Source organism: Bacillus infantis (assembly GCF_050107595.1).
GTDB lineage: Bacteria > Bacillota > Bacilli > Bacillales > Cytobacillaceae > Bacillus_AB > Bacillus_AB infantis_C.
Genome location: NZ_JBNILH010000004.1, coordinates 84,757 through 107,944, shown reverse-complemented (window position 1 = coordinate 107,944; position 23,188 = coordinate 84,757). Strand labels below are relative to the sequence as shown.

Genomic DNA, 23,188 nt, shown 5'->3' with positions numbered 1-23,188 from the left:
TGACAAGATAAAAAAGGAGAGAGCGCTATGACCGCCGGGCAGGCTATTTCAACGAAAGAGCTGACACTTTCATACGGAGATACCATGATCATAAATGAACTGGAGCTGGAAATCCCAAAGGGGGAAATTACAGTATTCATCGGGGGAAACGGCTGCGGGAAATCAACGCTGCTGCGCTCGATCGCAAGGCTTCTGAAGCCGAAATCGGGTTCAATCCTGCTTGAAGGAAAAGCCATCTCCAAGCTGTCCACAAAGGATGTAGCCAGAAGGATGGCCATACTTCCGCAATCGCCATCTGCACCAGAAGGACTGACAGTCCTGCAGCTTGTGAAACAGGGCAGATATCCTCACCAGACATGGCTGAAGCAATGGACCGAAGAAGATGAGACAAAGGTGAACGAAGCGCTTTCTGCAACAGGGATCGAGCACCTGAAGGACCGTACAGTTGACTCCTTGTCCGGCGGCCAGAGGCAGAGGGCATGGATCGCCATGACCCTTGCCCAGGATACCGACATCATCCTCCTGGATGAGCCCACGACATACCTGGATATGACCCATCAGATTGAAATTCTTGATCTGCTGTTTGAACTCAACGAGAGGGAGAACAGGACAATTCTTATGGTGCTGCATGACTTAAATCTTGCATGCCGCTATGCTCATAATATAGTAGCAATCAAGGACAAAGAGATTTTTGCCCAGGGCAAGCCTGAGCTCGTCATCAATTGCAGCCTTGTCCGCAATGTGTTCGGAATGGAATGCGAGGTCACAATGGATCCGCTTTTCGGCACGCCATTGTGCATCCCGTACGGAAAAGGCAGATGCATCCTGAAAAAGCCTGAGGCAGCCAGTGTCTGAAACAGCTCAGGCTTTACGCAGGCTTGAAGATTTCCGCCTTGTCCGGGAGGAAAACGAAGACCCGCTTTCGGTAAAAGCAGGGCAGCTTCTTCTGCCAGGGGAAATGGAAATATATCTGAACAGGCTTGCAAAAGAGCTTGATGCACCCATTCCTGCCGCAGGTTCACTTTTTATTAAAAGATATAGCTTCCTGGCAGTAATCTATTTATACAGCTTTACGGCCGGAAATTGCAGGCTTGATGGTTCATTTGCCAATATTACTGTGGTATCTGCCTATAAAAATGGCATGTGGCTACCATGCTTTTATCTGAAAAATACAGGATCAAAGTCCAAACGGAGTCTGAACCGCGCGAAAAAGGGCGGGAAGACTGTTTTAGAGCTTTATTCTCAGAACATCTGCAAATTCAGCTGGAAAGAGTGTCTGAAGCTGCCGGGGTCTCCAGATATATTTTGTGGGAAAACATAGCTGTTTACATCTATTGGCTCTACGAATCAGTCCTCGCTGATGAACATGATGAAGTGAAAGCAAGAGGTGCGGATGATTTTGCCTGTTTGCTTGGGCTGCCCGGAAAATTTTTCGGCATGAAGGACAATCCTTTAAAAAAGTACCAATCGCCTGAGAAGGGGGCAAGGATGAGGAAGACATGCTGCCTTTCAAATCTCATAGATGATTCAATGCGTTGCACCACCTGCCCAAAGTCATGCAGGCTGAGTGAAAGGGGAGTTTAATATGGATCCAAAATTCAAAGAAGAAATAGAAGGCCTTTATAGTAAATACACAGAACTTCTTATCGGCGAAGCTAATGAGGAAATGACCGAGAAGGTTAAGGTATGGATTCTGTATAATCACATCGCAAAATCCATGCCGGCTCTTGCCCGCCACTGGAATGGAGCCTGCCCGGAATCGAAGGAATCGGTCAAGAAGCTGATTATGGAAATCAAGGAGCTTAATGAGGCAAAGCGGAAAGAAGAGAATAACAGAAACGGCTAATGAAGGATCTTCCCAGGGCGGAAGGTCCTTTTATTTTATGCTGCTTTGCTATACAAGAAAAAGCAGGGAGAGCAGAAGATATGGCAGGCAGCTGCGTTTAACAGAGGCCGGAATAAAGCGGGATTACAGCTAATAGCAGAGTTTGGCCGGCTGCCGACAAATCTCGCTAAATTTCTCGGAAAATTATATTCAAATAAAGAGAAAGATGATAGAATTATGGTTATCAAAGGCACATTTCAGAAAATTGACCATATACAAAATTGAATGTGATCCATGAATAATGATCCTTTGCCACTGCCCTTATTTTCGCTGAAAGACAGGGCTTAATTATCCAAAATGTATGCGTTTTCAAGGGGGAGCCATTATGGAACAAGTAATGAGGGACTTTTTTCTCTTTTTATCCAAAAATAAATCGCTGACAAAGCTTGCGAAGAAGTACGGCCTTCGTTTTGGGGCCAGCCGCTTCGTTGCGGGGGAAATGATCAGCCAGGCAGTCAACGTAATTAAAGATCTTAACAGCAAGGGTCTAGTGGTGACCATTGATTATTTGGGCGAATTCGTGGACAACGAGGCAGAAGCAAGGGAAATGGCGGATAACTCAATTTTGGCAATCGAAGCAATCGGCCGTGAAGGGATCAATTCACAGCTTTCGCTCAAAATGACGAGCATGGGCCTTGATATTTCCGATGATGTGGTAATGGGGAATATGAGGCGCATCCTGGAAGCAGCCAAGAAAAACGGCGTGTTTGTCACGATCGATATGGAAGACTACTCCCGCTGCCAGAAGACACTTGATATCTTCAAGCAGCTTAAATCGGAGTACGACAATATCGGGACAGTCATCCAGGCCTACCTGTACAGGACAGAAAGAGATATGGACGATCTTAACAGCTACTCGCCCAATCTGAGGCTAGTAAAGGGAGCTTATAAAGAATCCCCGGAAGTTGCATTCCCGGAAAAGAAAGATGTGGATGAAAACTTCAAGAAAATCATTAAAATGCATCTCCTGAACGGCAACTACACAGCCGTTGCCACCCATGATGATGCCATTATCGACTATACAAAACAGCTTGTCAGGGAACATAACATCCCGAACAGCCAATTTGAATTTCAAATGCTCTACGGCATCCGCAATGAACGGCAGCTGGAGCTGGCCAATGAAGGCTATAAAATGAGGGTATACGTCCCTTATGGAACAGACTGGTACGGCTATTTCATGCGCAGGCTCGCAGAACGCCCGGCCAATGTGGCATTCGTGCTGAAGGGTATGGTCAAGAAATAGAATTGTAGGGCCCAGCGGGAGAACTGCTGGGCTCTTTTTTTGTTTTTAGGTCGAGTTGGCTGGTGATGAAAGGGGGAGTTGCAAATAAAATGGAAAACTCGCAAATAAAAAGTAGGAGCCGCAAAAATAATCGGAAACCCGCAAATAAAAGCTGAAACCTGCAAATAAATCGGAAATGCCGCAAATAAAGGAGGCCGGATCCTTCGGTTGGCCACCCTTTTGCAAGGAGAGAGTCCCCAAATACCAGCAGGCCGCTTAGTAATAGGGGCGGAAAGCGGCCAGTTGCTAATAAAAGCTGAAAGTTGCTAATAAGATCCAGAACTTGCTAATAAAATTGAAAAGTTGCTAATATATGAGCAAACTTGCTAATAAATCTTAAAAGTTGCTAATATCCAAAAAAACCTGCCTCCGAAACATCGTTCCATCCCCCTGATCATCCAAACCTACCCCAATTTCCGCTCCAGCCACCCGCAAATCCTCCATAAAATCATAAAAAAGGGAGCGGACTCCCGCTCCCTTGCAGTCATTATTATTTCTTATACTGATTATTTTGGCTGTTTCTCTTGCCTCCGCCGTCCCGTTCGACTGTCGGGCCTGCGTCACCTTTTACACTTGCAGCACTCACGCCTGCTTTGGAAGGGTTTTTCTTATGCTTCATCCTGCTCACCTCCTGCCTGCCAATTAAAATTAATCGGGATTGCCCGCCCAAAGAACTGCATTTGTCTATAAGGCGCCGTTAATCTTTTGGGGAACTTCCATACTAGGGTGTCCATTCTAAGATAATTCACTATAAGCCAGAGATTGTAAATTTTAATAAATTTCACTGCTAAATATTGCGAAAATTTCAGAAATATCTTATAGTAATAACTAACAGAACTCATTCTCTGCCATTTTTTTTACCAAGAAAATGAATGAGTGTTCATTCAAAAGTGTCAAAGGGGGAAACAAAATTGATCCAACAAATTAAGAAGGCAGCAGTATTAGGCTCCGGTGTGATGGGCTCAGGAATTGCTGCACACTTGGCTAACATTGGCATCCCGACATTGCTGCTGGATATTGTGCCTCGCGAATTAAACGAGGCTGAACAGAAGAAGGGCCTTACATTGGAGGATAAGGCGGTCCGCAACAGGATCAGCCAGGGAGCACTGCAAAAGCTTCTCAAGCAGAAGCCGGCTCCGCTCACATCCAAAAAAAGCCTTGCTCTGCTTGAAGCCGGCAATTTTGAAGATGATATGGAACGTTTAAAAGATGTAGACTGGATTATCGAAGTAGTCGTCGAAAATCTGGACATAAAAAAGAAGGTATTTGCGAAGGTTGACCAGTTCCGGAAGCCCGGCAGCATTGTCAGCTCCAACACTTCCGGAATCTCCGTGAACAGCATGGCTGAAGGAAGATCAGATGATTTCCAGAAGCACTTTATCGGCACCCACTTTTTCAATCCGCCGCGCTATTTAAAGCTGCTGGAAGTGATTCCTGCAAAAACGACAGCACCTGAAGTCCTTTCTTTCATGAAGAATTTTGGTGAAGATATACTGGGCAAAGGCGTTGTTGAAGCAAAGGATACACCGAATTTCATCGGAAACCGCATCGGGACATACGGCCTTCTGATCACAGTACAGGAAATGCTGAAGGGCGGCTATAGTGTAGGAGAAGTAGACTCTGTGACAGGTCCCCTGATCGGCAGGCCGAAAAGCGCGACATTCCGGACTCTGGATGTGGTTGGGCTTGATACGTTCATCCACGTGGCGAACAACGTATATGAACAGGTGGACGGCAAGGAAAAAGAGGCCTTTGAAGTGCCGGCATTCATGAAGCAGATGCTTGAGAATGGATGGCTTGGCAGCAAATCCGGGCAAGGGTTCTTTAAGAAGGAAGGAAAAGAAATCCTTGAACTCAATCCGGACACACTTGAGTACGGGCCGCGCCAAAAGCTGAAAGCTGCTTCGGTTGAAATGAGCAAGCAGGAAAAAGGATTGGCTAATAAATTGAAAGCGCTTGTATACGCAGATGACAAAGCTGGCCAGCTTCTCTGGAATATCCTCAGCCCGGCGCTTCTGTACTCTGCTGAGCTGCTTGGCGAAATTGCAGATGATGTCATAAGTATTGATAAAGCGATGAAATGGGGCTTTGGCTGGCAAATGGGCCCGTTCGAAACTTGGGATAGCATCGGCCTCGAGAAATCAGTCGGCAAAATGGAGGCAGAGGGCAAGGAAGTCCCTGCATGGATTAAGGAAATGCTCTCCAATGGGCATACATCCTTCTATAAGGAAGAAAACGGAGATATCTCCTTCTATAAAAACGGCGAGTATGTGCCGGAAGAAGAAAATCCAAAAAATATCAATTTAAAGAAGCTTAAAAAGCAAAAGGGAGTCATCAAGAAGAATACTGGCGCAAGCCTGTTAGACCTTGGGGATGGGGTTGCCCTTCTTGAATTCCATTCACAAAGCAATGCCATCGGACTTGATATCATCCAGATGATCAATTTTGCTGTTGATGAGGTTGAAAAGAACTATAAAGGCCTCGTAATCGGCAACCAGGGCAAGAATTTCTCCGTGGGCGCCAACCTGGCGATGATCCTGATGGAGGCGCAGGATGATAATGTCTTTGAACTGGATATGGTTGTCCGCCACTTCCAGCAGGCTATGATGAAAATCAAGTACAGCACCAAGCCGGTTGTAGCTGCGCCATTTGCCATGACGCTTGGCGGCGGCGCAGAGATATGCCTGCCGGCAGCACATATCCAGGCTTCAATGGAAACATACATGGGACTTGTGGAAGCCGGGGTCGGTCTCATCCCTGGCGGAGGCGGCAACAAGGAGCTGTATATCAAGCATCTTGAAGGCATGCCAAACGGAGTGGAGTTTGACCTGCAAAAAGTGGCCAACAAAGTATTTGAAAGCATCGCTATGGCTAAGGTATCGACTTCAGGGGAGGAAGCAAGGGAAAATAACTTCCTGGGAGCTGCAGACGGAATCAGCGTGAACGGAGACCATCAGCTGTATGATGCGAAGCAAGCGGTCCTTGCTCTACATGAACAGGGCTATACGCCTCCTGTCAGGAAGAAGGTTCCGGTAGTCGGCGAAACGGGATATGCAACGCTTCTCCTTGGAGCACAGGCGATGCTGTACTCAGGCTTTATTTCTGAACATGATTTAAAAATTGCCCGAAAACTGGCGTATGTCATTGCCGGCGGCAAGGTGCCATACGGGACAGAAGTTGATGAACAGTACCTTCTGGATCTGGAAAGAGAAGCTTTCCTGAGCCTGGTAGCGCAGCCGAAATCCCAGCAGCGCATGCAGCATATGCTTGTTAAAGGAAAGCCATTGCGCAACTGACATATTGGCAGATTGATAGATTAAATCTCGAACATCCATAGAAAGAGAGGGAATGAACGATGAGAGAAGCAGTTATTGTTGCTGGTGCCAGGACGCCCGTCGGCAAGGCGAAAAAAGGGACGCTTGCCCATGTCCGTCCAGATGATTTGGGGGCACTGGCTGTAAAAGAAACTTTAAGGCGGGCCGGAGGCTATGAAGGGAATATTGATGACTTGATTATCGGCTGTGCCATGCCGGAGGCCGAGCAGGGGCTTAATATGGCCCGCAATATCGGGGCGCTTGCAGGGCTGCCTCATACAGTGCCGGCAGTAACAGTCAACCGTTATTGTTCTTCCGGCCTGCAGACCATTGCTTACGCTGCTGAAAAAATCATGGTAGGCAGTGCGGATACTGTCATCGCAGGCGGAGCGGAATCAATGAGCCTTGTGCCGATGATGGGCCATGTGGTCCGCCCGAATGCAAAGCTCGCGGAAAGTGCGCCTGAATATTATATGGGAATGGGGCATACGGCAGAAGAAGTGGCTAAAAAATACGGCATCAGCCGTGAAGATCAGGATGCATTCGCGGTCCGGAGCCATCAAAGAGCGGCAAAAGCGATCCAGGAAGGCAAGTTCCAGGATGAAATTGTGCCTGTGGATGTGACCTTCCGTTCAGTCGGGAAAGACAATAAGATTGTTGAGAAAAACGTTCAATTCACTACAGATGAGGGAGTGCGCCCTGATTCAACGATCGATACACTCGGCAGGCTCCGTCCGGCTTTCTCTGTCACAGGTTCAGTTACGGCAGGAAACTCATCGCAGACAAGTGACGGCGCTGCAGCGGTCATGGTGATGGACCGGGAGAAAGCAGACTCGCTCAGCCTGAAACCGATGGCCAAGTTCAGAAGCTTTGCTGTTGGCGGTGTGCCTCCTGAAGTGATGGGGATCGGCCCGATTGTAGCTATTCCTAAAGCATTGAAGCTTGCCGGCCTGGAGCTGTCTGATATCGGCCTGTTCGAACTGAATGAAGCATTTGCTTCACAATCAATCCAGATCATCAGGGAGCTTGGCCTTGATGAGGATAAAGTGAATGTAAACGGCGGAGCGATTGCCCTGGGGCATCCGCTTGGCTGTACAGGTGCAAAATTGACTTTGACGCTCCTGCATGAAATGAAGCGCCGCAATCAGCAGTTCGGGGTTGTCACAATGTGCATCGGCGGCGGCATGGGTGCAGCCGGGGTATTTGAGCTTCTCTAAGTGCCATCTATTATATTAAAAACTTAACTTTCAATAAAAAAACCGGAGCCAGCGCTCCTTCAATTGAATGGAGGAAAAAAGATGTCTAACCAAACAGAAAACGTGATCAAAGGCGGAAGCTTCCTGATTGAAGATGTATCTTATGACCGTGTATTTACACCGGAGGATTATACTGATGAGCAGAAAATGATTGCCAAGACAACTGAGGATTATGTGGTAAATGAAGTAGTCCCGCAGGTTGAACACCTGGAGAACCATGAATTTGACCGCTCTGTCAAACTGCTGAAGCAGGCAGGGGACCTTGGGCTCCTTGGCGCAGATGTGCCGGAAGAGTACGGCGGGCTTGGCCTTGATAAGGTGAGCTCAGCTCTGATTGCTGAAAAAATGTCCCGTGCAGGCGGGTTCTCAATCACGCATGGCGCCCATGTCGGAATCGGATCGCTTCCAATCGTGCTGTTCGGAGATGAAGAACAAAAGCAAAAATATCTGCCTCTTTTGGCAACAGGCGAAAAGATCGCTGCCTATGCACTCACTGAGCCGGGTTCAGGTTCCGATGCACTCGGGGCAAAAACAACTGCAAAATTAAATGCTGAAGGCACGCACTATGTCCTGAACGGTGAGAAGCAATGGATCACCAATGCCGGCTTTGCCGATGTGTTTGTGGTTTATGCGAAAGTGGATGGCGAACATTTCTCCGCCTTCATTGTTGAAAGGGAGTACCCTGGTGTTTCCACGGGCCCTGAGGAAAAGAAAATGGGCATCAAGAGCTCTTCCACAAGGACGCTGATCCTGGAAGATGCACAAGTGCCGAAGGAAAATCTGCTGGGTGAACTTGGCAAGGGGCATATCATCGCTTTCAATATCCTGAATATCGGCCGCTACAAGCTTGGAGTAGGAGCTGTCGGAGCTTCCAAGCGTGCGTACGAAGTTACTGTACAATATACAAATCAGCGCCAGCAGTTCAAAACGCCGATTTCCCAATTCAACCTTACGAAAGAGAAGCTTGCCAATATGGCGGCAAAGCTGTATGCGGCTGAGAGCTCTGTCTACCGTACAGTCGGTTTGTTCGAGGACCGGATGAGCAGGCTTACAGAAGAAGAAGTAAAGAACGGCAAGGAAGTTGCCAACTCTATTGCAGAGTACGCAATCGAGTGCTCCCTGAACAAGTTCTTTGCCACAGAAGTCCTTGACTATATTGCCGATGAAGGCGTACAGCTGCATGGCGGCTACGGTTTCATGGCTGAATATGAAATTGAAAGAATCTACCGCGATTCCCGCATCAACAGGATTTTTGAAGGAACAAACGAAATCAACCGCCTTCTTGTGCCAGGCACATACCTGCGCAAAGCTTTCAAAGGAGAGCTGCCATTATTCCAGAAAGCACAGGCACTCCAGGAAGAGCTGATGATGCTGATGCCTGAGGAGCCTGGAGATGAGCCTTTGGCACAGGAAAAATATTTAGTGAAGAATGCCAAGAAAATCGGCTTGCTTGCAGCAGGGCTTGCCGCTCAGAAGTTTGGCAAAGCGATTGAAAAAGAACAGGAAATCCTGGTGAATATTGCAGACATCGTTTCCAATGCCTATGCAATGGAGTCGGCGGTTCTCCGGACAGAAAAGGCTATCAGCAAGGACGGCGCTGAAAAGAGCAAGCAAAAGCTTCTCTACACGCAGATTTTCTGCCAGGAGGCTTTCAATAAAATCGAACAGGATGCAAAAGAGACTTTGGTTGCTGCAGAGAACGGGGATGCACTGCGCATGATGCTTTCTGCCCTCCGCAAATTCACACGCCACACACCGATCAATCTTATCGCCAAAAAGCGCGAGGCTTCCGAGAAGCTGATTGACGCTGAGCGTTATGTACTGTAATCGGGAGTAAACGCCGATTATCTTTGGAACTAAAATGGCAAAGATGCATTGCTCCTCTATCCGGAGGAGCAATTGCTGTTTTTGGACACCCTCAATCTGACGAAATTTTAAAACTCAAGGTTATGAATTTTGGCGAAAATATGATAGTATGCAATTAAATGGGTGATTAACCTGTGAGTTTGGATAAAACGATTGGGTGGTGCAGAATTTGGCGCTGAATTTTTACTGGTATCCTAAATGCGGGACATGCCGCAAAGCCAAAAAATGGCTTGAAGAAAACGGCGTTCCTTACCATGAAGTACATATTGTCGAAAATCCTCCTTCACGCACTGAGCTTGAAGATGCTTATAGAAAAAGCGGCCTTGATATTATTAAATTCTTTAATACGAGCGGCCAGAAGTACAGGGAGCTTGGTTTGAAGGACAAGGTGAAAGCTATGTCCGACACGGAGCTGCTGGACTTGCTCGCATCAGACGGAATGCTGATAAAGCGGCCTTTGGCATTTGACGGCCAAAAAGCGACAGTCGGTTTCAAAGAAGAGGATTTTGCTAAAACATGGCTTTAAGGCATCATCTGCTATTTCCTTTATAGCAAGGCTTAAGCCCGGTAAAGAACTAGAATCTTGGAGGGATTATTGTGAGCAGCATACCTAAGGAATTGCGTTACTCAGAAGAACATGAATGGGTTAAAGTTGAAGGAGAAAAAGTACGGGTCGGCATTACCGATTTTGCCCAATCAGAACTCGGGGACATCGTTTTCGTTGAGCTTCCTGAAGTCGGGGACAGCATCACGGTGAATGAGCCTTTTGGAAGCGTTGAGTCTGTAAAGACTGTATCTGAATTATATGCTCCAATCAGCGGCAAGGTGGTTGAAATCAACGAAGAGCTGAATGACAGTCCTGAATTTGTAAATGAGTCTCCTTATGAAAAGGCCTGGATGGTCGTTGTTGAACCTGCAGACAGCAGCGAAGTGGACAAGCTGATGACTGCTGAACAATATGAAGAGATGACCAACGAAGATTAAAGGATAAGCGCCTGCTGCAGGCGCTTTTATGCTTTCTCTTTCCGGTTTTTTCCGTCCCTCACACAATGTAATTAATTTCCCATAGTTACTTTCCGCTAGAAGGGCATTCTATTGTTAAGAAAGCAAAAAGGGTGGGATTTGAATGACACTGAAACAGCAAAAGATCGATATTACCGATCGGGTTACAGGAAGGCTGAAGGACGGGAAGCTGGAGCTTTATCTTGGGAATGAGATGATCGGGGAAGCACCGATGCCTGAAGGTGCTTCATTTACCCTTGGCCATCATTTTGAGCAGAATGAACAGAAGATTTACCAGCATATTACTTCAACAGAGCAGCCGGAAGCCCGTTATACGGACTGCGATGAAGGCGGCTGGTGCTAAAGGAAGCAGCGGGCTTGCCGCTGTTTTTTTTGCAGAAAAAAGGGTAAATAAGGGTTTGCAGGCTCTTTTATGGGCGGATCTTAATAAGGCTCAACGCAGGGAGGCCAGCTTTCTGCAAGTGAGGGCCTGCCCATTTTCCTAAAAAGCAAGGCAGGAGTTCAACACCATTTTGCCGAACATAGAATAAGGTAAAGTAAAAATATCAACTCCCGTCAGGTGATGAATATGCATGCAGAAAACATAGAAAAGGTAATTATTGTCGAAGGCACTTCTGATAAGCGCAAGGTGAAGAGCATTATTAAGGAGCCTGTTGAAATCATTTGTACGAACGGGACAATCAGCATAACCCGCCTGGATGAATTGATCGACGAATTATTTGATCGCGATGTCTATATTCTGGTGGATGCAGATGAATCAGGCGAAAAGCTGAGAAAGCAGTTCAAACGGGAATTCCCGGAAGCAGCACATCTTTATATTGATAAAATGTACCGGGAAGTGGCGACTGCACCGGAGCAGCATCTGGCAACGGTTCTGCTCGGCGCAAATATAGACGTATATGCTGAGTTTTTAGATAGAGGATGATAGGGTTGCAAGAACTGATTATTGAGGATTTGGAGCGGTATGAAATAGACAGGGAGACATGGATGCTCTATCTTTACACACCGATGTGCGGAACTTGCCAGATGGCTGGACGGATGCTGTCAATAACCCTTGAGGTACTGCCGGGGATGGAATGCAGGAAGGCGAACTTGAACTATTTTCCTGACCTGGCCGGCAAGTGGTCAGTAGAAAGTGTTCCCTGCCTGCTATTTTTCCGGGAGGGAAAGCTGGCAGAAAAGATATACGCATTCCACTCTGTTCCATACCTGCTGGAAAAAACAAAAGAATATCTGCTGTGAATAAGGAAGCCTGTACTGGAGGGGAGGACACCCGGCTGGTACAGGCTTTTTACTGTTTGTGCATCTGTCATTGCGGAACCTGTCATGCAGTCTGTGAACCGCTCAATTATCGTGTCTGACGGCATCCGCAGGACTTCACAGAAATAACAGAAGATTCAAAGGAAAAGGATGGCTTTTTTCTATGAAGGATATTATGATTATTTAGGGAAGCGAAATAAGTGCGGAGGAGCAAATACAATGGCTTTTTATCAGGAGTGGGCTGAACAGATCCGCGGATATAACAGTAATATACGCCGGGCTTTTGCGGCCAATATTTTTACGCAGGCTGGAATGGGCATTTTCATGGTCATTTATAATTTCTATATACGGGAGCTTGGCTATTCAGAGCAGGTGAATGGCCAGATTATAGCAATGACTGCACTAGCGACAGCCCTTGTGCTGATCCCCGCCGGCATCATGAGCGACAGGATCGGCCGGAAGAAGGCTATGCAGTTCGGGGCTGTTGCAACCGGTGTAATCCTGCTTGCCAGGAGCATGGTTGACATGCAGAGCCTGCTCATCCTGTTTGCCTTTGGCACAGGGCTGGGGACAGCCTTCATTCAGGTATCTTCCATTCCCTGGCTGACTGAGAATTCAAAGCCTGAGCAGAGAGTACACTTGTTCAGCACCCATTTTGCTGTTATGACAGGGGCTAATGTCATTGGCAATTTAAGCGGCGGACTGCTGACTGACTTGTTTGCTTTTTATTTCTCTGAGCTGGCGAGTATACGGTTTACTTTGCTGCTGGGAGGAGCCATCTATTTAGCAGGGATATTTCCGATACTCCGCTTTCAGGAAAAGCGGATCGATAAAATCCCCCAAAACGGCGGAGCTAAAGGGAGCACACGGTTTTCTCTGAAGGATGATGGTTTCAAGATCATCATCCTGTTTGCTGTCGCCCAGCTGTTTATCGGATTTGGGGCAGGCCTTGTCATACCTTATCTGAACCTGTATTTTGCAGACCGTTTCCATGCGTCTAATTCCGCGATTGGTCTTATTATTTCACTCGGGCAGGCAGCTACGGCGGCAGCCATGATCATTGGCCCCCAGGTGGTAAGGAGGATCGGGGAGGTAAAGGCAGTCGTTTTCCTGCAGCTGTCCTCCCTGCCTTTTCTGCTCCTGACTGCTTATACAGAGAATCTATGGCTGGCTGCCATGGGCTTTCTCTTCAGGCAGGCTTTAATGAATGCGGGAAATCCGATCCAGATGTCTTTGATGATGTCGAAGGTGGATGATTCCAAAAGAGGCCTGGCCAGCTCGGTGAATCAGATGGTGTTCAATCTGGGCTGGGCAGTGATGGGCCCTGTCTCTACAGGCCTTGTCATCAAATACGGAGACTATTGGGGATATTCTATTGTCTTCACCATAACTGCAATCTTATATTTAATAGGCTCTACATACTTTTTTGTCGTATTCAGAAGGCTTTCAGAGCCTTCTGGAAGAACAAATACAGCAAAGATTGTATGATAAGCGGATATTTCTCGGGAAATTGTCATAAGCCTTTCTATTTGTCGAACATACATAGAGATATAAAACTGAACTTTCTAAAAAATCAGTTGACTCTTTTTTGCTGGTTATGATACTATCATTTTAACTTCAAGCACGCTAAAAATTTCATATTTCTTATCAAGAGAGGTGGAGGGACTGGCCCGATGAAACCCGGCAACCGGCATGAACCGGTGCTAATTCCAGCAGAGTATGACTCTGGCAGATAAGTTGAGCGAAAAAGCCCCTCTTCTGCAGAGGGGCTTTTATTTTTACATCAGCGATCCGGCACAATGAATATATTCTGAAACCCGAAGGAGAGATGACAATGGCAGAGAAGCAAAAGAACTATCGTTTTGAAACACTTGGTGTACACGGAGGGCTGCAGCCTGATCCGGCAACAGGGGCAAGGGCAGTGCCGATCTATCAGAATAATGCTTATCAGTTCCAGAATACAGAACACGCTGCCAATCTGTTTGGCTTAAAGGAGCCGGGCTATATCTATACAAGAATCCATAATCCGACAGTTACTGTATTTGAGGAAAGGGTCTCACTGCTTGAAGGCGGCGTAGGGGCACTTGCTGTTGCAAGCGGCCAGGCTGCCATCACTCTTGCCATTCTGAACATCGCCCAGGCCGGAGATGAAATTGTAGCAGCTTCAAACCTTTATGGAGGGACGTATAATTTATTTGCTGTGACCCTTCCTAAATACGGAATCAATGTGAAGCTGGTCAACCCCGAGGACCCGGAAAATTTCAGGGAGGCCATCACTGATAAAACAAAAGCAGTGTTTGCTGAAACAATCGGCAATCCGAGCTTAAAGGTCCTTGATATAGAAAAAGTGGCCGAAGTTGCCCATGATGCCGGCATACCGCTGATTGTTGACAATACCTTTGCCACTCCATACCTTTGCAGGCCGATTGATTTTGGTGCAGACATTGTGATCCATTCAGCAACAAAATGGCTGCTGGGAAATGGTACAACAATGGGGGGAATCATTGTAGACGCAGGCCGTTTTGATTGGAATTCAGTGAAATTCCCGGGCTTCACCAATCCGGACCCCAGCTACAATAACCTGGTGTACAGTGAGGCAATCGGTGCGGCAGCTTTTATCGTCAAAGCCAGAGTCCAGCTGCTGAGGGACCTGGGGCCGGCACTCAGCCCGCAGAACGCATTCCAGTTCACTCTCGGTCTTGAAACACTGCATGTGAGGATGAAGGAGCATATCAGCAATACAAAAAAGGTGACAGAGTATCTAAAGAATCACCCTGCTGTGACTTGGGTGCTTTATCCGGGGGATGAAGACCATCCTGATAAGGCACTTGCTGATAAGTATTTGCCTAAAGGAGCCGGAGCTGTCGCTGTTTTTGGGATTGAGGGAGGCAGGGAGGCCGGTGCCAAGCTGATCAACAGCCTGGAACTGTGGGCGCATGTAGCCAATGTCGGTGATGCCAAAAGCCTCATCATCCATCCTGCCAGCACCACTCACCAGCAGCTTGACTCAGAAGGCCTTAAGTCAGCAGGGGTGCCGGAGGATCTGATCCGCATTTCTGTGGGCATAGAAAATGCCGAAGATCTGATCGAGGACCTGGAGCAGGCAATTGAAGCTGCAACGGGAAGCCATTCACTGGCTGGGAAGGTATAAACATCAGCAATCAGCAGGTAATTTTTTAGTATTAAACTTTGTTGTTGACACCCTTTTTCATCCATGATACGATAGCACTCGTAATTCAAAAATGGCTAATGAATGAAAATGAACTTCATATATGATAGCTCTTATCAAGAGAGGTGGAGGGATGTGCCCGATGAAGCCCGGCAACCGTCAATATTTATTGAAATGGTGCCAATTCACACAAAGCTTTTAAAGCTTTGGCAGATGAGAGAAAGGTAATTCCATCATGCCTTTCTGCTCACATGCAGAAAGGCATTTTTATTTTTACAGAAAAAGTCTCCTGTCTTGAAGCCATGGAATAATCTTGCCCTGGTTTCAGGAAACTACTTTTAAGAGGATTGGCAGGATGTTATATCTCTGTAAAGCCATTTGTCTAATTGGATATAAAAAGAGGTGAATACGGCAATTGATTTCAATAAAAGATGTTAAAAAGATATATTCGTCAAAAAAGGGTCCAGTCAAAGCTGTTGATGATGTCAACCTTGAAATCAGGGAAGGTGAAATCTTCGGAGTGATCGGATACAGCGGTGCAGGGAAAAGCACCTTGATCCGGATGCTGAACGGACTTGAGCTTCCCTCAGAGGGAACGGTCACGGTCGCCGGCAGGGAGATCTCAAAAATCAGAGGTGCGGAGCTGCGCAAAGCGCGCCAGGAAATCAGCATGATTTTCCAGCACTTTAACCTTCTCTGGTCCAGGTCCGTCAGGGACAATATTGCATTTCCGCTTGAAATTGCGGGAGTGCCGCGCCAGGAAAGAGAAAAAAGAGTAACCGAGCTCATCAAGCTGGTCGGCCTCGACGGCCGTGAGGATGCATATCCTTCACAGCTGAGCGGCGGGCAGAAACAGCGCGTCGGGATCGCCAGGGCACTTGCCAATAACCCGAAGGTGCTTCTGTGCGATGAGGCAACCTCGGCGCTTGATCCTCAGACAACGGATTCCATTCTGGACCTGCTTGTGGACATCAACAGCCGCCTTGGACTGACCATAGTACTTATCACCCACGAAATGCATGTGATCAGGAAGATCTGCCACCGGGTCGCTGTCATGGAAGGCGGAAAGGCCGTGGAAATCGGCCCTGTCCTTGAAGTGTTTAAAAACCCGCGCGAGCAGATCACAAAGAGATTTGTCCAGCAGGTCACAGAACCCGAGGAAACAAAAGAGACTGCAGAGGCCTTGCTTGGATTGTATCCGCACGGAAAAGTCGTACAGCTGTCCTTTGTCGGGGAATCGGCTGAACAGCCGCTCATCACGAATCTGATCCGTTCCTTTGAATTGACCGTGAATATCCTTCAAGGGAAAATATCGCAGACACAAAACGGCTCTTATGGAACATTGTTCATCCATCTTGATGGGCAGGCTGGCGAAATTGCCAAAGCGATTGAATATATCCATGCACAGCAAGTTGGCGTGGAGGTGATTTCGAATGCTTAATGAATTTTTCCCAAATGTTAACTGGGATAAGATGTGGGAAGCGACAAATGAAACGCTCTATATGACAGGCATCTCCGTTGTGGTCACGTTTATACTGGGAATCGTGCTCGGCCTGCTGCTTTTCCTTACTTCAAGGGGGAACATCTGGCAAAATGCACTCATCAATAAAATTATTGCGGCGTTTGTCAATGTATTCAGGTCCATCCCGTTCATCATCTTAATCGTATTGCTGATCCCGTTCACAAAATTTCTTGTGGGCAGCATGATCGGAGAAAACGCAGCATTGCCTGCCCTGATCATCGGCGCAGCACCATTTTATGCCCGTATGGTTGAAATTGCTTTGCGGGAAATCGATAAAGGCGTCATTGAAGCAGCCAAGTCGATGGGTGCCAGAACGAGCACAATCATCTTTAAGGTGCTCCTGCCTGAATCCATGCCGGCTCTTGTATCCGGCATTACCGTTACAGCCATTTCGCTTGTGGGCTTTACTGCAATGGCCGGAGTCATTGGTGCAGGGGGGCTTGGGAACCTTGCTTATCTGGAAGGCTTCCAGCGGAACCGCTTTGATGTAACCCTGATGGCGACGATCGTCATCCTGCTGATTGTGTTTATCATCCAAGTCATTGGAGACATTATAACTTCTAAACTAGACAAACGATAAAAGGAGACTTAACTAATGAAAAAATGGTTATCACTTGTATTGGCACTTGCCGTAGCGCTCGTCATTTCAGCATGCGGAACATCAGAAGAAAATGCTGACGGAGGAAACGCGGACAGCGGGAAAGAAGAAACATCCAAACTGGTTGTGGGAGCTTCCAATGTCCCGCACGCTGAAATTCTTGAAGAAGCAAAGCCGCTTTTGGAAGAAAAGGGAGTAGAACTTGAGGTCGTAACATTCCAGGATTATATCCTGCCTAACCAGGCACTGAATTCCGGCGAGCTTGACGCAAACTATTTCCAGCACATCCCGTATCTTGAAGCGCAAATTGAAGAAAATGATTATGATTTTGTTAATGCAGGCGGAATCCACATTGAGCCTATCGGTGTGTATTCAAAGAAATACAAGAGCCTTGATGAGCTTCCGGACGGTGCGAAAGTTCTGATGAGCAACTCAGTTGCTGACCACGGGCGTATCCTGACTATGCTTGAAAAAGAAGGCCTTATCACTCTTAAAGAAGGCGTAGACAAAATCAAGGCTACAATCGACGATATTGAAACAAATGAGAAAAACCTTGAGTTTGATACAGAATATGAAGCTTCACTCCTTCCGCAGATCTACAACAACGATGAAGGCGATGCAGTTCTGATCAACTCTAACTACGCTATTGATGCAGGCTTGAACCCAATTGAAGATTCCATTGCAATCGAAGACAAGGAATCTCCGTATGTGAACGTAATCGCTGTTAAGAGCGGCGATGAAGATAAAGAAGCGGTTAAGGCGCTTGTTGAAGTGCTCCACTCTAAAGAAATCCAGGATTTCATCCTTGAAAAATATGAAGGTGCAGTTGTTCCTGTATCTGAGTAATAAAAGAAAAAGGCAGCCGCTGAAAATGCAGGCTGCCTTTTCTTATGCCAAAAAACAGTACATGCTGATCCATATTGAGCCCGCATAGCATTTCTGAAAATAAAACATACTAACGGTGTTAAAGATTTCAGGAATGGAGTGGACACGAATGGAGCATTCATACGAACCGTCAAATTCAATCGAAGCAGCTCTTCATGACTATAAAATGGGCCTTGGCACATTTACACAAAAAATGCCGGATCTGGCCAGGCATTATAATGCATTCACAGAGGCATGCTTTAAAGAAGGAAGCCTCTCCCAAAAGCAAAAGCAGCTGATTGCCCTTGGAATCAGCCTGTATTCTCAGGATGAATACTGCATTATCTATCATGTGAAAGGCTGCCTTGACCAGGGGGCAAGTGAGGAAGAAGTGCTTGAAGCAGTCGGCGTAACAGCGGCTTTTGGCGGCGGCGCAGCAATGAGCCAGGCAGTCACCCTTGTGCAGGAAGCGATGGATGAATTGAATCAGGGGCAGATGAAGCAATAAAAGCAGATCTATTTGATAAAGCAGTCCTGTCTGAAGCAGGGCTGCTTCCTTTTTGCCTGCTGTATGGGCTTTTGGAAGAGAGACAACCTTTATATGGAAGAATTCAGCCGGAATTGTAAGGATGGCGGAGATGAGGTCCCTTCAAGAGGGGATACCTTAATGAATTATACAAAATGAGGTTTTTTCCTGTTTGAGCGTGGTATATGAGGAGTGTTACGATATTCCATGAGTAAAATAAATCGCGGAAGCGACAAAATCGAAAGGATTGATTTACTATCAGTCAGCTGGACTTGAATTACACAAGTGAAATGGAAAAAGCGATGCACAGTGCCCACGGTGTCGGCTATGAGGTCTACAGCCGAAAACATGATGTACGGATGAGCGTAGAAAAAAGGCGCGAGCAGGACTATCTGAAAAGCCAGCGTATGGTAGCGGATCTGGAAAGAAAAGTACATTCTTAAGAATTATATATAATAAGGAAGAAAACCAGTTGAAACCAGTGTGATCCCGCACTGGTTTTTCTTTTAGGATAAAGCGGAACAGGAACAGTAGGAGCCCGGACTATACTTATGTTAAACTGTAGGGACTGCACCAGAATTCATGTACATTGAAAGCCTCTCTGCAGGGAAAAATAGTTTGGACATGCCTGGATTTCCAGTTTTCGATCCAGGGAAGCGGAAAGGGTTTAGCCAATAAAAGTTCTTACCAGATAATTAATACTATCTGCGTGTTGTTAAAGAGTTGCTAACACTTTCTATTTGTTATAAGATTGTAATGAGAATAAAATGAGAATAGAGATTTGCGGCTCTTGCCGGTATATACAAATCTTTTTTATTGACGGAGGTATAATGATGGCTGGATCTACACTTAAAATTAATGATCTTCATGTTTCTATTGAGGACAAAGAAATTCTTAAAGGGGTCAATCTTGAAGTGAAAGGCGGAGAAATCCACGCGATTATGGGTCCTAACGGAACCGGTAAATCAACCCTTTCATCTGCAATCATGGGACATCCTAAATATGAGGTAACCTCAGGAAGCATTGAATTGGATAATGAAGATGTACTTGAGATGGAAGTGGATGAGCGTGCACGTGCAGGTCTGTTCCTTGCGATGCAGTATCCAAGTGAAATCAGCGGAGTTACAAATGCGGACTTCCTGCGTTCTGCAATCAACAGCCGCATGGAAGAAGGCAATGAAATTTCATTGATGAAATTCATCCGCAAAATGGACAGCAAGATGGACTTCCTTGAAATGGACCAGGATATGGCACAGCGCTATCTGAATGAAGGCTTCTCCGGAGGCGAGAAAAAGCGCAACGAAATCCTGCAGCTGATGATGATCGAACCGAAAATCGCCATCCTTGATGAGATCGATTCCGGGTTGGATATTGATGCCCTGAAGGTTGTTTCCAAAGGGATCAATGAAATGCGCGGCGAAGACTTCGGCTGCCTGATCATCACTCACTATCAGCGCCTTCTTAACTATATCACTCCTGACCATGTGCATGTCATGATGCAGGGCCGCATCGTTAAATCAGGCGGGCCTGAGCTGGCACAGCGCCTTGAGGCTGAAGGTTATGACTGGATCAAGAAAGAACTTGGCATTGAAGACGAAACCGTAGGGCAAGAAGCGTAAGCGTTAGGGGGATCACGATGACTATTGAAACGAAATTGCCGTTTGACAAAGAGTATATCAGCTCTTTTTCAAAAGAAATGGGTGAACCGGCCTGGCTGACAGACTTGCGTGTAAAAGCTCTTGCTGACGCTGAGACGCTGCCAATGCCGCGACCTGATAAAACAAAGATCGATAAATGGAACTTCACACAGTTTGAAAAGCATATAGTAGAAAGCGAAGATTTTGGCTCACTTGACAATCTTCCGGAAGAAGCTAAATCCTTGATTGACCTGGATAAAGAGAGCAAGAACCTTTATATCCAGCGCAATAACCGCCCGACACATCTTTCCCTTTCGAAAGAACTGCAGGACCAGGGAGTCATTTTTGCGGATATCTTCACAGCTGCACGCGAATACGGCGACCTTCTGCAGAAGTATTTCATGAAGGATGGCGTTAAGGTGGATGAACACCGCCTGACAGCACTTCATGCAGCACTTCTGAACGGCGGGGCATTCTTATATGTGCCGCGCAATGTTGAGATATCTGAGCCAATCCAGGCGATCTATCTGCATGATGACAAAGAAGCCAATGTCTTCAACCATGTACTGATCGTAGCTGAAGATAACAGCAGTGTTACTTATGTTGAAACATACCTTTCAACAATCGATTCAGCAGACGGAATTTTCAATATCGTCACTGAAGTGCTTGCAGGCACAAACAGCAGGGTGCAGTACGGGACAGTTGATAACCTTGCAAAAGGGATCACTACGTATGTTAACCGCCGCGGCAGGGCGGAACGGGATTCCCGCATTGAATGGGCTCTCGGACTCATGAATGATGGAAAAACAATTTCCGAAAACGTAACGAACCTGATTGGCGACGGTTCTGTCGGCGATACGAAGACCGTTGTCGTCGGACGCGGGGAGCAAAAGCAGAACTTCACGACAAGTGTCGTCCATTTCGGTAAAAATACAGAAGGCTATATCCTGAAGCATGGTGTTATGAAAGAAAGTGCCTCTTCTATCTTCAACGGCATCGGCAAGATTGAACATGGTGCAACGAAGTCGAATGCAGAGCAGGAGTCCCGCGTTCTGATGCTGAGCGAAAAGGCGCGCGGAGACGCAAATCCGATCCTTCTCATCGATGAGGATGATGTAACGGCAGGCCACGCAGCATCTGTCGGCCGTGTGGATCCAACGCAGCTGTACTACCTGATGAGCCGGGGGATTCCGCAGACAGAGGCAGAGCGCCTTGTCATCCACGGATTCCTTGCTCCGGTCGTGAAAGAACTTCCGATCGAAGGAGTCAAAAAGCAGCTTGTTGATGTGATTGAAAGGAAAGTTAAGTAATGGATTTCAAGGATATCCGTGAACATTTCCCTATTCTGAACCAGGAAGTCAACGGAAGGCCTTTGGTTTACCTTGACAGCGCCGCAACTTCCCAGAAGCCCGTACAGGTCATCGAGGCGCTGGACCAGTATTACCGCGGGTATAACTCCAATGTTCACCGCGGGGTGCATACCCTCGGTACAAAAGCGACGGATGCGTATGAAGGTGCAAGGGAAAAGGCCAGGAAATTCATAAATGCCCGTTCGATTGAGGAAGTGATCTTCACGAGCGGGACAACAAGCGCATTGAATATGGTCGCTTCAAGCTATGGAGGAGACAATCTTTCCGAAGGTGATGAAATTGTCATCTCCTATATGGAGCACCACAGCAATATCATTCCGTGGCAGCAGGCAGCCAAAAGAGCCGGAGCGGTGCTGAAATATGTCCCACTTCAGGAGGACGGCACCATTTCACTGGAGGATGTCCGCAAGACGGTTACAAGCAATACGAAAATTGTCAGCATTATGATGGTGTCTAATGTTCTTGGCGTCATGAATCCGATCAAGGACATCGCGAGGATTGCCCATGAGAATGGAGCAATTATGGTGGTGGACGGTGCACAGGCAGCGCCTCATATGAAGGTGGATGTCCAGGATTTAGACTGCGACTTCCTTGCTTTTTCAGGACATAAGATGTGCGGCCCTACCGGGATCGGTGTCTTATACGGCAAAAAGCAGCTTCTTGAAAACATGGAGCCTGTCCTCTTCGGCGGAGAGATGATCGACTTTGTTGATCTCTATGACTCTACCTGGAAGGAGCTTCCCTGGAAGTTCGAGGCCGGCACCCCGATTATCGCGGGAGCCATCGGCCTTGGAGCAGCAATCGATTTCCTTCAGGAAGTCGGCCTTGAAAACATTGAAGCCCATGAGCATAAGCTTGCCGCCTACGCCATGGAAAAAATGTCATCAGTTGAAGGCATGACCATCTATGGACCGAAGGATGCCGGCGAGAGAGCCGGACTTGTGACCTTCAATCTTGATGATGTCCATCCGCATGATGTGGCGACTGTCCTTGATGCTGAAGGAATTGCGGTGAGGGCAGGCCATCACTGTGCACAGCCGCTGATGAAATGGCTCAAGGCTTCGGCAACGGCAAGGGCCAGTTTCTACCTGTACAACACGGAAGATGATATTGATAAGCTTGTTGAAGGACTTGTTAAAACAAAGGAGTATTTCAGCGATGTCTTTTAATAATTTAGATACCCTGTACAGGCAAGTCATTATGGATCATTACAAAAACCCCCGCAATAAAGGGGTTCTTGAAGAAGATAACAGCTTGACGATCAATATGAACAATCCAACCTGCGGAGACAGGATCCAGCTGACGCTTAAGGTTGAGGATGGGAAGGTGGCGGACGCCAGATTTGATGGTGAAGGCTGCTCCATCTCAATGTCTTCAGCATCTATGATGACCCAGGCTGTCAAGGGCCAGAAAGTTGAAGATGCCTTAAAGCTCTCAAAGATCTTTTCAGATATGATGCAGGGCAAAGAGTATGATGAAGACTTGGATTTGGGTGATATTGAAGCACTCCAGGGCGTTTCAAAGTTCCCGGCCCGCATCAAATGTGCGACTCTTTCCTGGAAGGCCATGGAAAAGGGCCTGAAGGAAGAAGAACAACAATAAACGGCAAGACAGGG

The 23,188-nt window shown here is 47.0% G+C and carries 25 protein-coding genes and 2 riboswitches; of the genes, 24 read left to right on the top strand and 1 reads right to left on the bottom strand.

The window, feature by feature from the left end; translation table 11 throughout:
- Window positions 1–27 precede the first annotated feature (27 nt).
- The 5 genes from ACQCVH_RS09845 to ACQCVH_RS09825 all read left to right on the top strand — a co-directional run bounded on the left by ACQCVH_RS09845 (window position 28) and on the right by ACQCVH_RS09825 (window position 3,128).
- Window positions 28–855: an ABC transporter ATP-binding protein gene (locus ACQCVH_RS09845; protein WP_426835514.1), complete on the top strand. Its 828-nt coding sequence runs from the start codon at window positions 28–30 to the stop codon at window positions 853–855.
- Window positions 848–1,321 (top strand): hypothetical protein, encoded by a 474-nt coding sequence (locus tag ACQCVH_RS09840; RefSeq protein WP_426835841.1) that lies wholly within the window; start codon window positions 848–850, stop codon window positions 1,319–1,321. Before ACQCVH_RS09845 ends, ACQCVH_RS09840 begins: the two co-directional genes overlap by 8 nt.
- Window positions 1,252–1,584 (top strand): (2Fe-2S)-binding protein, encoded by a 333-nt coding sequence (locus ACQCVH_RS09835; RefSeq protein WP_426835818.1) that lies wholly within the window; start codon window positions 1,252–1,254, stop codon window positions 1,582–1,584. The genes ACQCVH_RS09840 and ACQCVH_RS09835 overlap by 70 nt, the downstream gene beginning before the upstream one ends.
- Before the next feature lies 1 nt (window position 1,585).
- Window positions 1,586–1,846, top strand: a complete 261-nt coding sequence (locus ACQCVH_RS09830) for a YusU family protein (RefSeq protein WP_426835513.1) — start codon at window positions 1,586–1,588, stop codon at window positions 1,844–1,846.
- A 364-nt stretch (window positions 1,847–2,210) separates the two neighbouring features.
- The gene (locus ACQCVH_RS09825) at window positions 2,211–3,128 is read left to right on the top strand and encodes a proline dehydrogenase family protein (protein WP_224904782.1); all 918 of its coding nucleotides are present in this window, start codon (window positions 2,211–2,213) and stop codon (window positions 3,126–3,128) included.
- 529 nt (window positions 3,129–3,657) lie between these two features.
- On the opposite strand, the gene ACQCVH_RS09820 is transcribed toward ACQCVH_RS09825, so the two are convergent.
- The gene (locus ACQCVH_RS09820) at window positions 3,658–3,786 is read right to left on the bottom strand and encodes a YuzL family protein (protein WP_009791500.1); all 129 of its coding nucleotides are present in this window, start codon (window positions 3,784–3,786) and stop codon (window positions 3,658–3,660) included.
- Window positions 3,787–4,081: 295 nt separating this feature from the next.
- On the opposite strand from ACQCVH_RS09820, the gene ACQCVH_RS09815 reads away from it, so the two are divergent.
- From ACQCVH_RS09815 to sufU, 19 genes are all read left to right on the top strand, one after another.
- Complete coding sequence (locus ACQCVH_RS09815; RefSeq protein ID WP_426835817.1) at window positions 4,082–6,463, top strand: 3-hydroxyacyl-CoA dehydrogenase/enoyl-CoA hydratase family protein; 2,382 nt, start codon at window positions 4,082–4,084, stop codon at window positions 6,461–6,463.
- 59 nt (window positions 6,464–6,522) lie between these two features.
- Complete coding sequence (locus ACQCVH_RS09810) at window positions 6,523–7,698, top strand: acetyl-CoA C-acetyltransferase (RefSeq protein WP_426835512.1); 1,176 nt, start codon at window positions 6,523–6,525, stop codon at window positions 7,696–7,698.
- Window positions 7,699–7,779: 81 nt separating this feature from the next.
- Complete coding sequence (locus tag ACQCVH_RS09805) at window positions 7,780–9,564, top strand: acyl-CoA dehydrogenase family protein (protein WP_426835511.1); 1,785 nt, start codon at window positions 7,780–7,782, stop codon at window positions 9,562–9,564.
- A gap of 208 nt (window positions 9,565–9,772) precedes the next feature.
- Entirely contained in the window at window positions 9,773–10,129 is a 357-nt protein-coding gene (locus ACQCVH_RS09800; RefSeq protein WP_426835510.1) for an arsenate reductase family protein, read from the top strand.
- A gap of 71 nt (window positions 10,130–10,200) precedes the next feature.
- Window positions 10,201–10,587 (top strand): glycine cleavage system protein GcvH, encoded by a 387-nt coding sequence (gcvH, locus tag ACQCVH_RS09795; RefSeq protein WP_009791493.1) that lies wholly within the window; start codon window positions 10,201–10,203, stop codon window positions 10,585–10,587.
- 142 nt (window positions 10,588–10,729) lie between these two features.
- On the top strand, window positions 10,730–10,969 hold the full coding sequence (locus tag ACQCVH_RS09790) for a YusG family protein (RefSeq protein ID WP_224904778.1): 240 nt from the start codon (window positions 10,730–10,732) through the stop codon (window positions 10,967–10,969).
- Between the two features lie 225 nt (window positions 10,970–11,194).
- Entirely contained in the window at window positions 11,195–11,551 is a 357-nt protein-coding gene (locus ACQCVH_RS09785) for a toprim domain-containing protein (protein WP_224904776.1), read from the top strand.
- A complete protein-coding gene (locus tag ACQCVH_RS09780; RefSeq protein WP_426835509.1) occupies window positions 11,548–11,868 on the top strand; it encodes a thioredoxin family protein in 321 nt (106 codons plus the stop codon). Before ACQCVH_RS09785 ends, ACQCVH_RS09780 begins: the two co-directional genes overlap by 4 nt.
- A 237-nt stretch (window positions 11,869–12,105) precedes the next feature.
- Window positions 12,106–13,374 carry an MFS transporter gene (locus tag ACQCVH_RS09775; protein WP_426835508.1) on the top strand — a complete coding sequence of 423 codons (1,269 nt, stop codon included), beginning with the start codon at window positions 12,106–12,108 and terminating at the stop codon, window positions 13,372–13,374.
- Between the two features lie 153 nt (window positions 13,375–13,527).
- Window positions 13,528–13,625, top strand: a riboswitch (SAM riboswitch).
- 95 nt (window positions 13,626–13,720) lie between these two features.
- A complete protein-coding gene (locus ACQCVH_RS09770; protein ID WP_426835507.1) occupies window positions 13,721–15,037 on the top strand; it encodes an O-acetylhomoserine aminocarboxypropyltransferase/cysteine synthase family protein in 1,317 nt (438 codons plus the stop codon).
- A 128-nt stretch (window positions 15,038–15,165) separates the two neighbouring features.
- Window positions 15,166–15,275: riboswitch (SAM riboswitch) on the top strand.
- Between the two features lie 195 nt (window positions 15,276–15,470).
- Window positions 15,471–16,496, top strand: coding sequence for a methionine ABC transporter ATP-binding protein (locus ACQCVH_RS09765; RefSeq protein WP_426835506.1), 1,026 nt, complete (start codon window positions 15,471–15,473; stop codon window positions 16,494–16,496).
- Window positions 16,489–17,157 (top strand): methionine ABC transporter permease, encoded by a 669-nt coding sequence (locus ACQCVH_RS09760; protein WP_224904766.1) that lies wholly within the window; start codon window positions 16,489–16,491, stop codon window positions 17,155–17,157. The genes ACQCVH_RS09765 and ACQCVH_RS09760 overlap by 8 nt, the downstream gene beginning before the upstream one ends.
- 15 nt (window positions 17,158–17,172) lie before the next feature.
- Window positions 17,173–18,021 carry a MetQ/NlpA family ABC transporter substrate-binding protein gene (locus ACQCVH_RS09755; protein ID WP_426835505.1) on the top strand — a complete coding sequence of 283 codons (849 nt, stop codon included), beginning with the start codon at window positions 17,173–17,175 and terminating at the stop codon, window positions 18,019–18,021.
- 148 nt (window positions 18,022–18,169) lie between these two features.
- Window positions 18,170–18,547, top strand: coding sequence for a carboxymuconolactone decarboxylase family protein (locus tag ACQCVH_RS09750; protein ID WP_426835504.1), 378 nt, complete (start codon window positions 18,170–18,172; stop codon window positions 18,545–18,547).
- Window positions 18,548–18,855: 308 nt separating this feature from the next.
- The gene (locus ACQCVH_RS09745) at window positions 18,856–19,008 is read left to right on the top strand and encodes a YuzK family famiily protein (RefSeq protein ID WP_009791480.1); all 153 of its coding nucleotides are present in this window, start codon (window positions 18,856–18,858) and stop codon (window positions 19,006–19,008) included.
- A gap of 390 nt (window positions 19,009–19,398) precedes the next feature.
- Window positions 19,399–20,184, top strand: a complete 786-nt coding sequence (sufC, locus tag ACQCVH_RS09740; RefSeq protein WP_009791479.1) for a Fe-S cluster assembly ATPase SufC — start codon at window positions 19,399–19,401, stop codon at window positions 20,182–20,184.
- A 17-nt stretch (window positions 20,185–20,201) separates the two neighbouring features.
- Window positions 20,202–21,512 (top strand): Fe-S cluster assembly protein SufD, encoded by a 1,311-nt coding sequence (gene sufD, locus ACQCVH_RS09735; protein WP_426835503.1) that lies wholly within the window; start codon window positions 20,202–20,204, stop codon window positions 21,510–21,512.
- The gene (locus ACQCVH_RS09730; protein WP_426835502.1) at window positions 21,512–22,741 is read left to right on the top strand and encodes a cysteine desulfurase; all 1,230 of its coding nucleotides are present in this window, start codon (window positions 21,512–21,514) and stop codon (window positions 22,739–22,741) included. The genes sufD and ACQCVH_RS09730 overlap by 1 nt, the downstream gene beginning before the upstream one ends.
- Window positions 22,731–23,174 carry a Fe-S cluster assembly sulfur transfer protein SufU gene (sufU, locus tag ACQCVH_RS09725; protein ID WP_426835501.1) on the top strand — a complete coding sequence of 148 codons (444 nt, stop codon included), beginning with the start codon at window positions 22,731–22,733 and terminating at the stop codon, window positions 23,172–23,174. Before ACQCVH_RS09730 ends, sufU begins: the two co-directional genes overlap by 11 nt.
- Window positions 23,175–23,188: the final 14 nt, after the last annotated feature.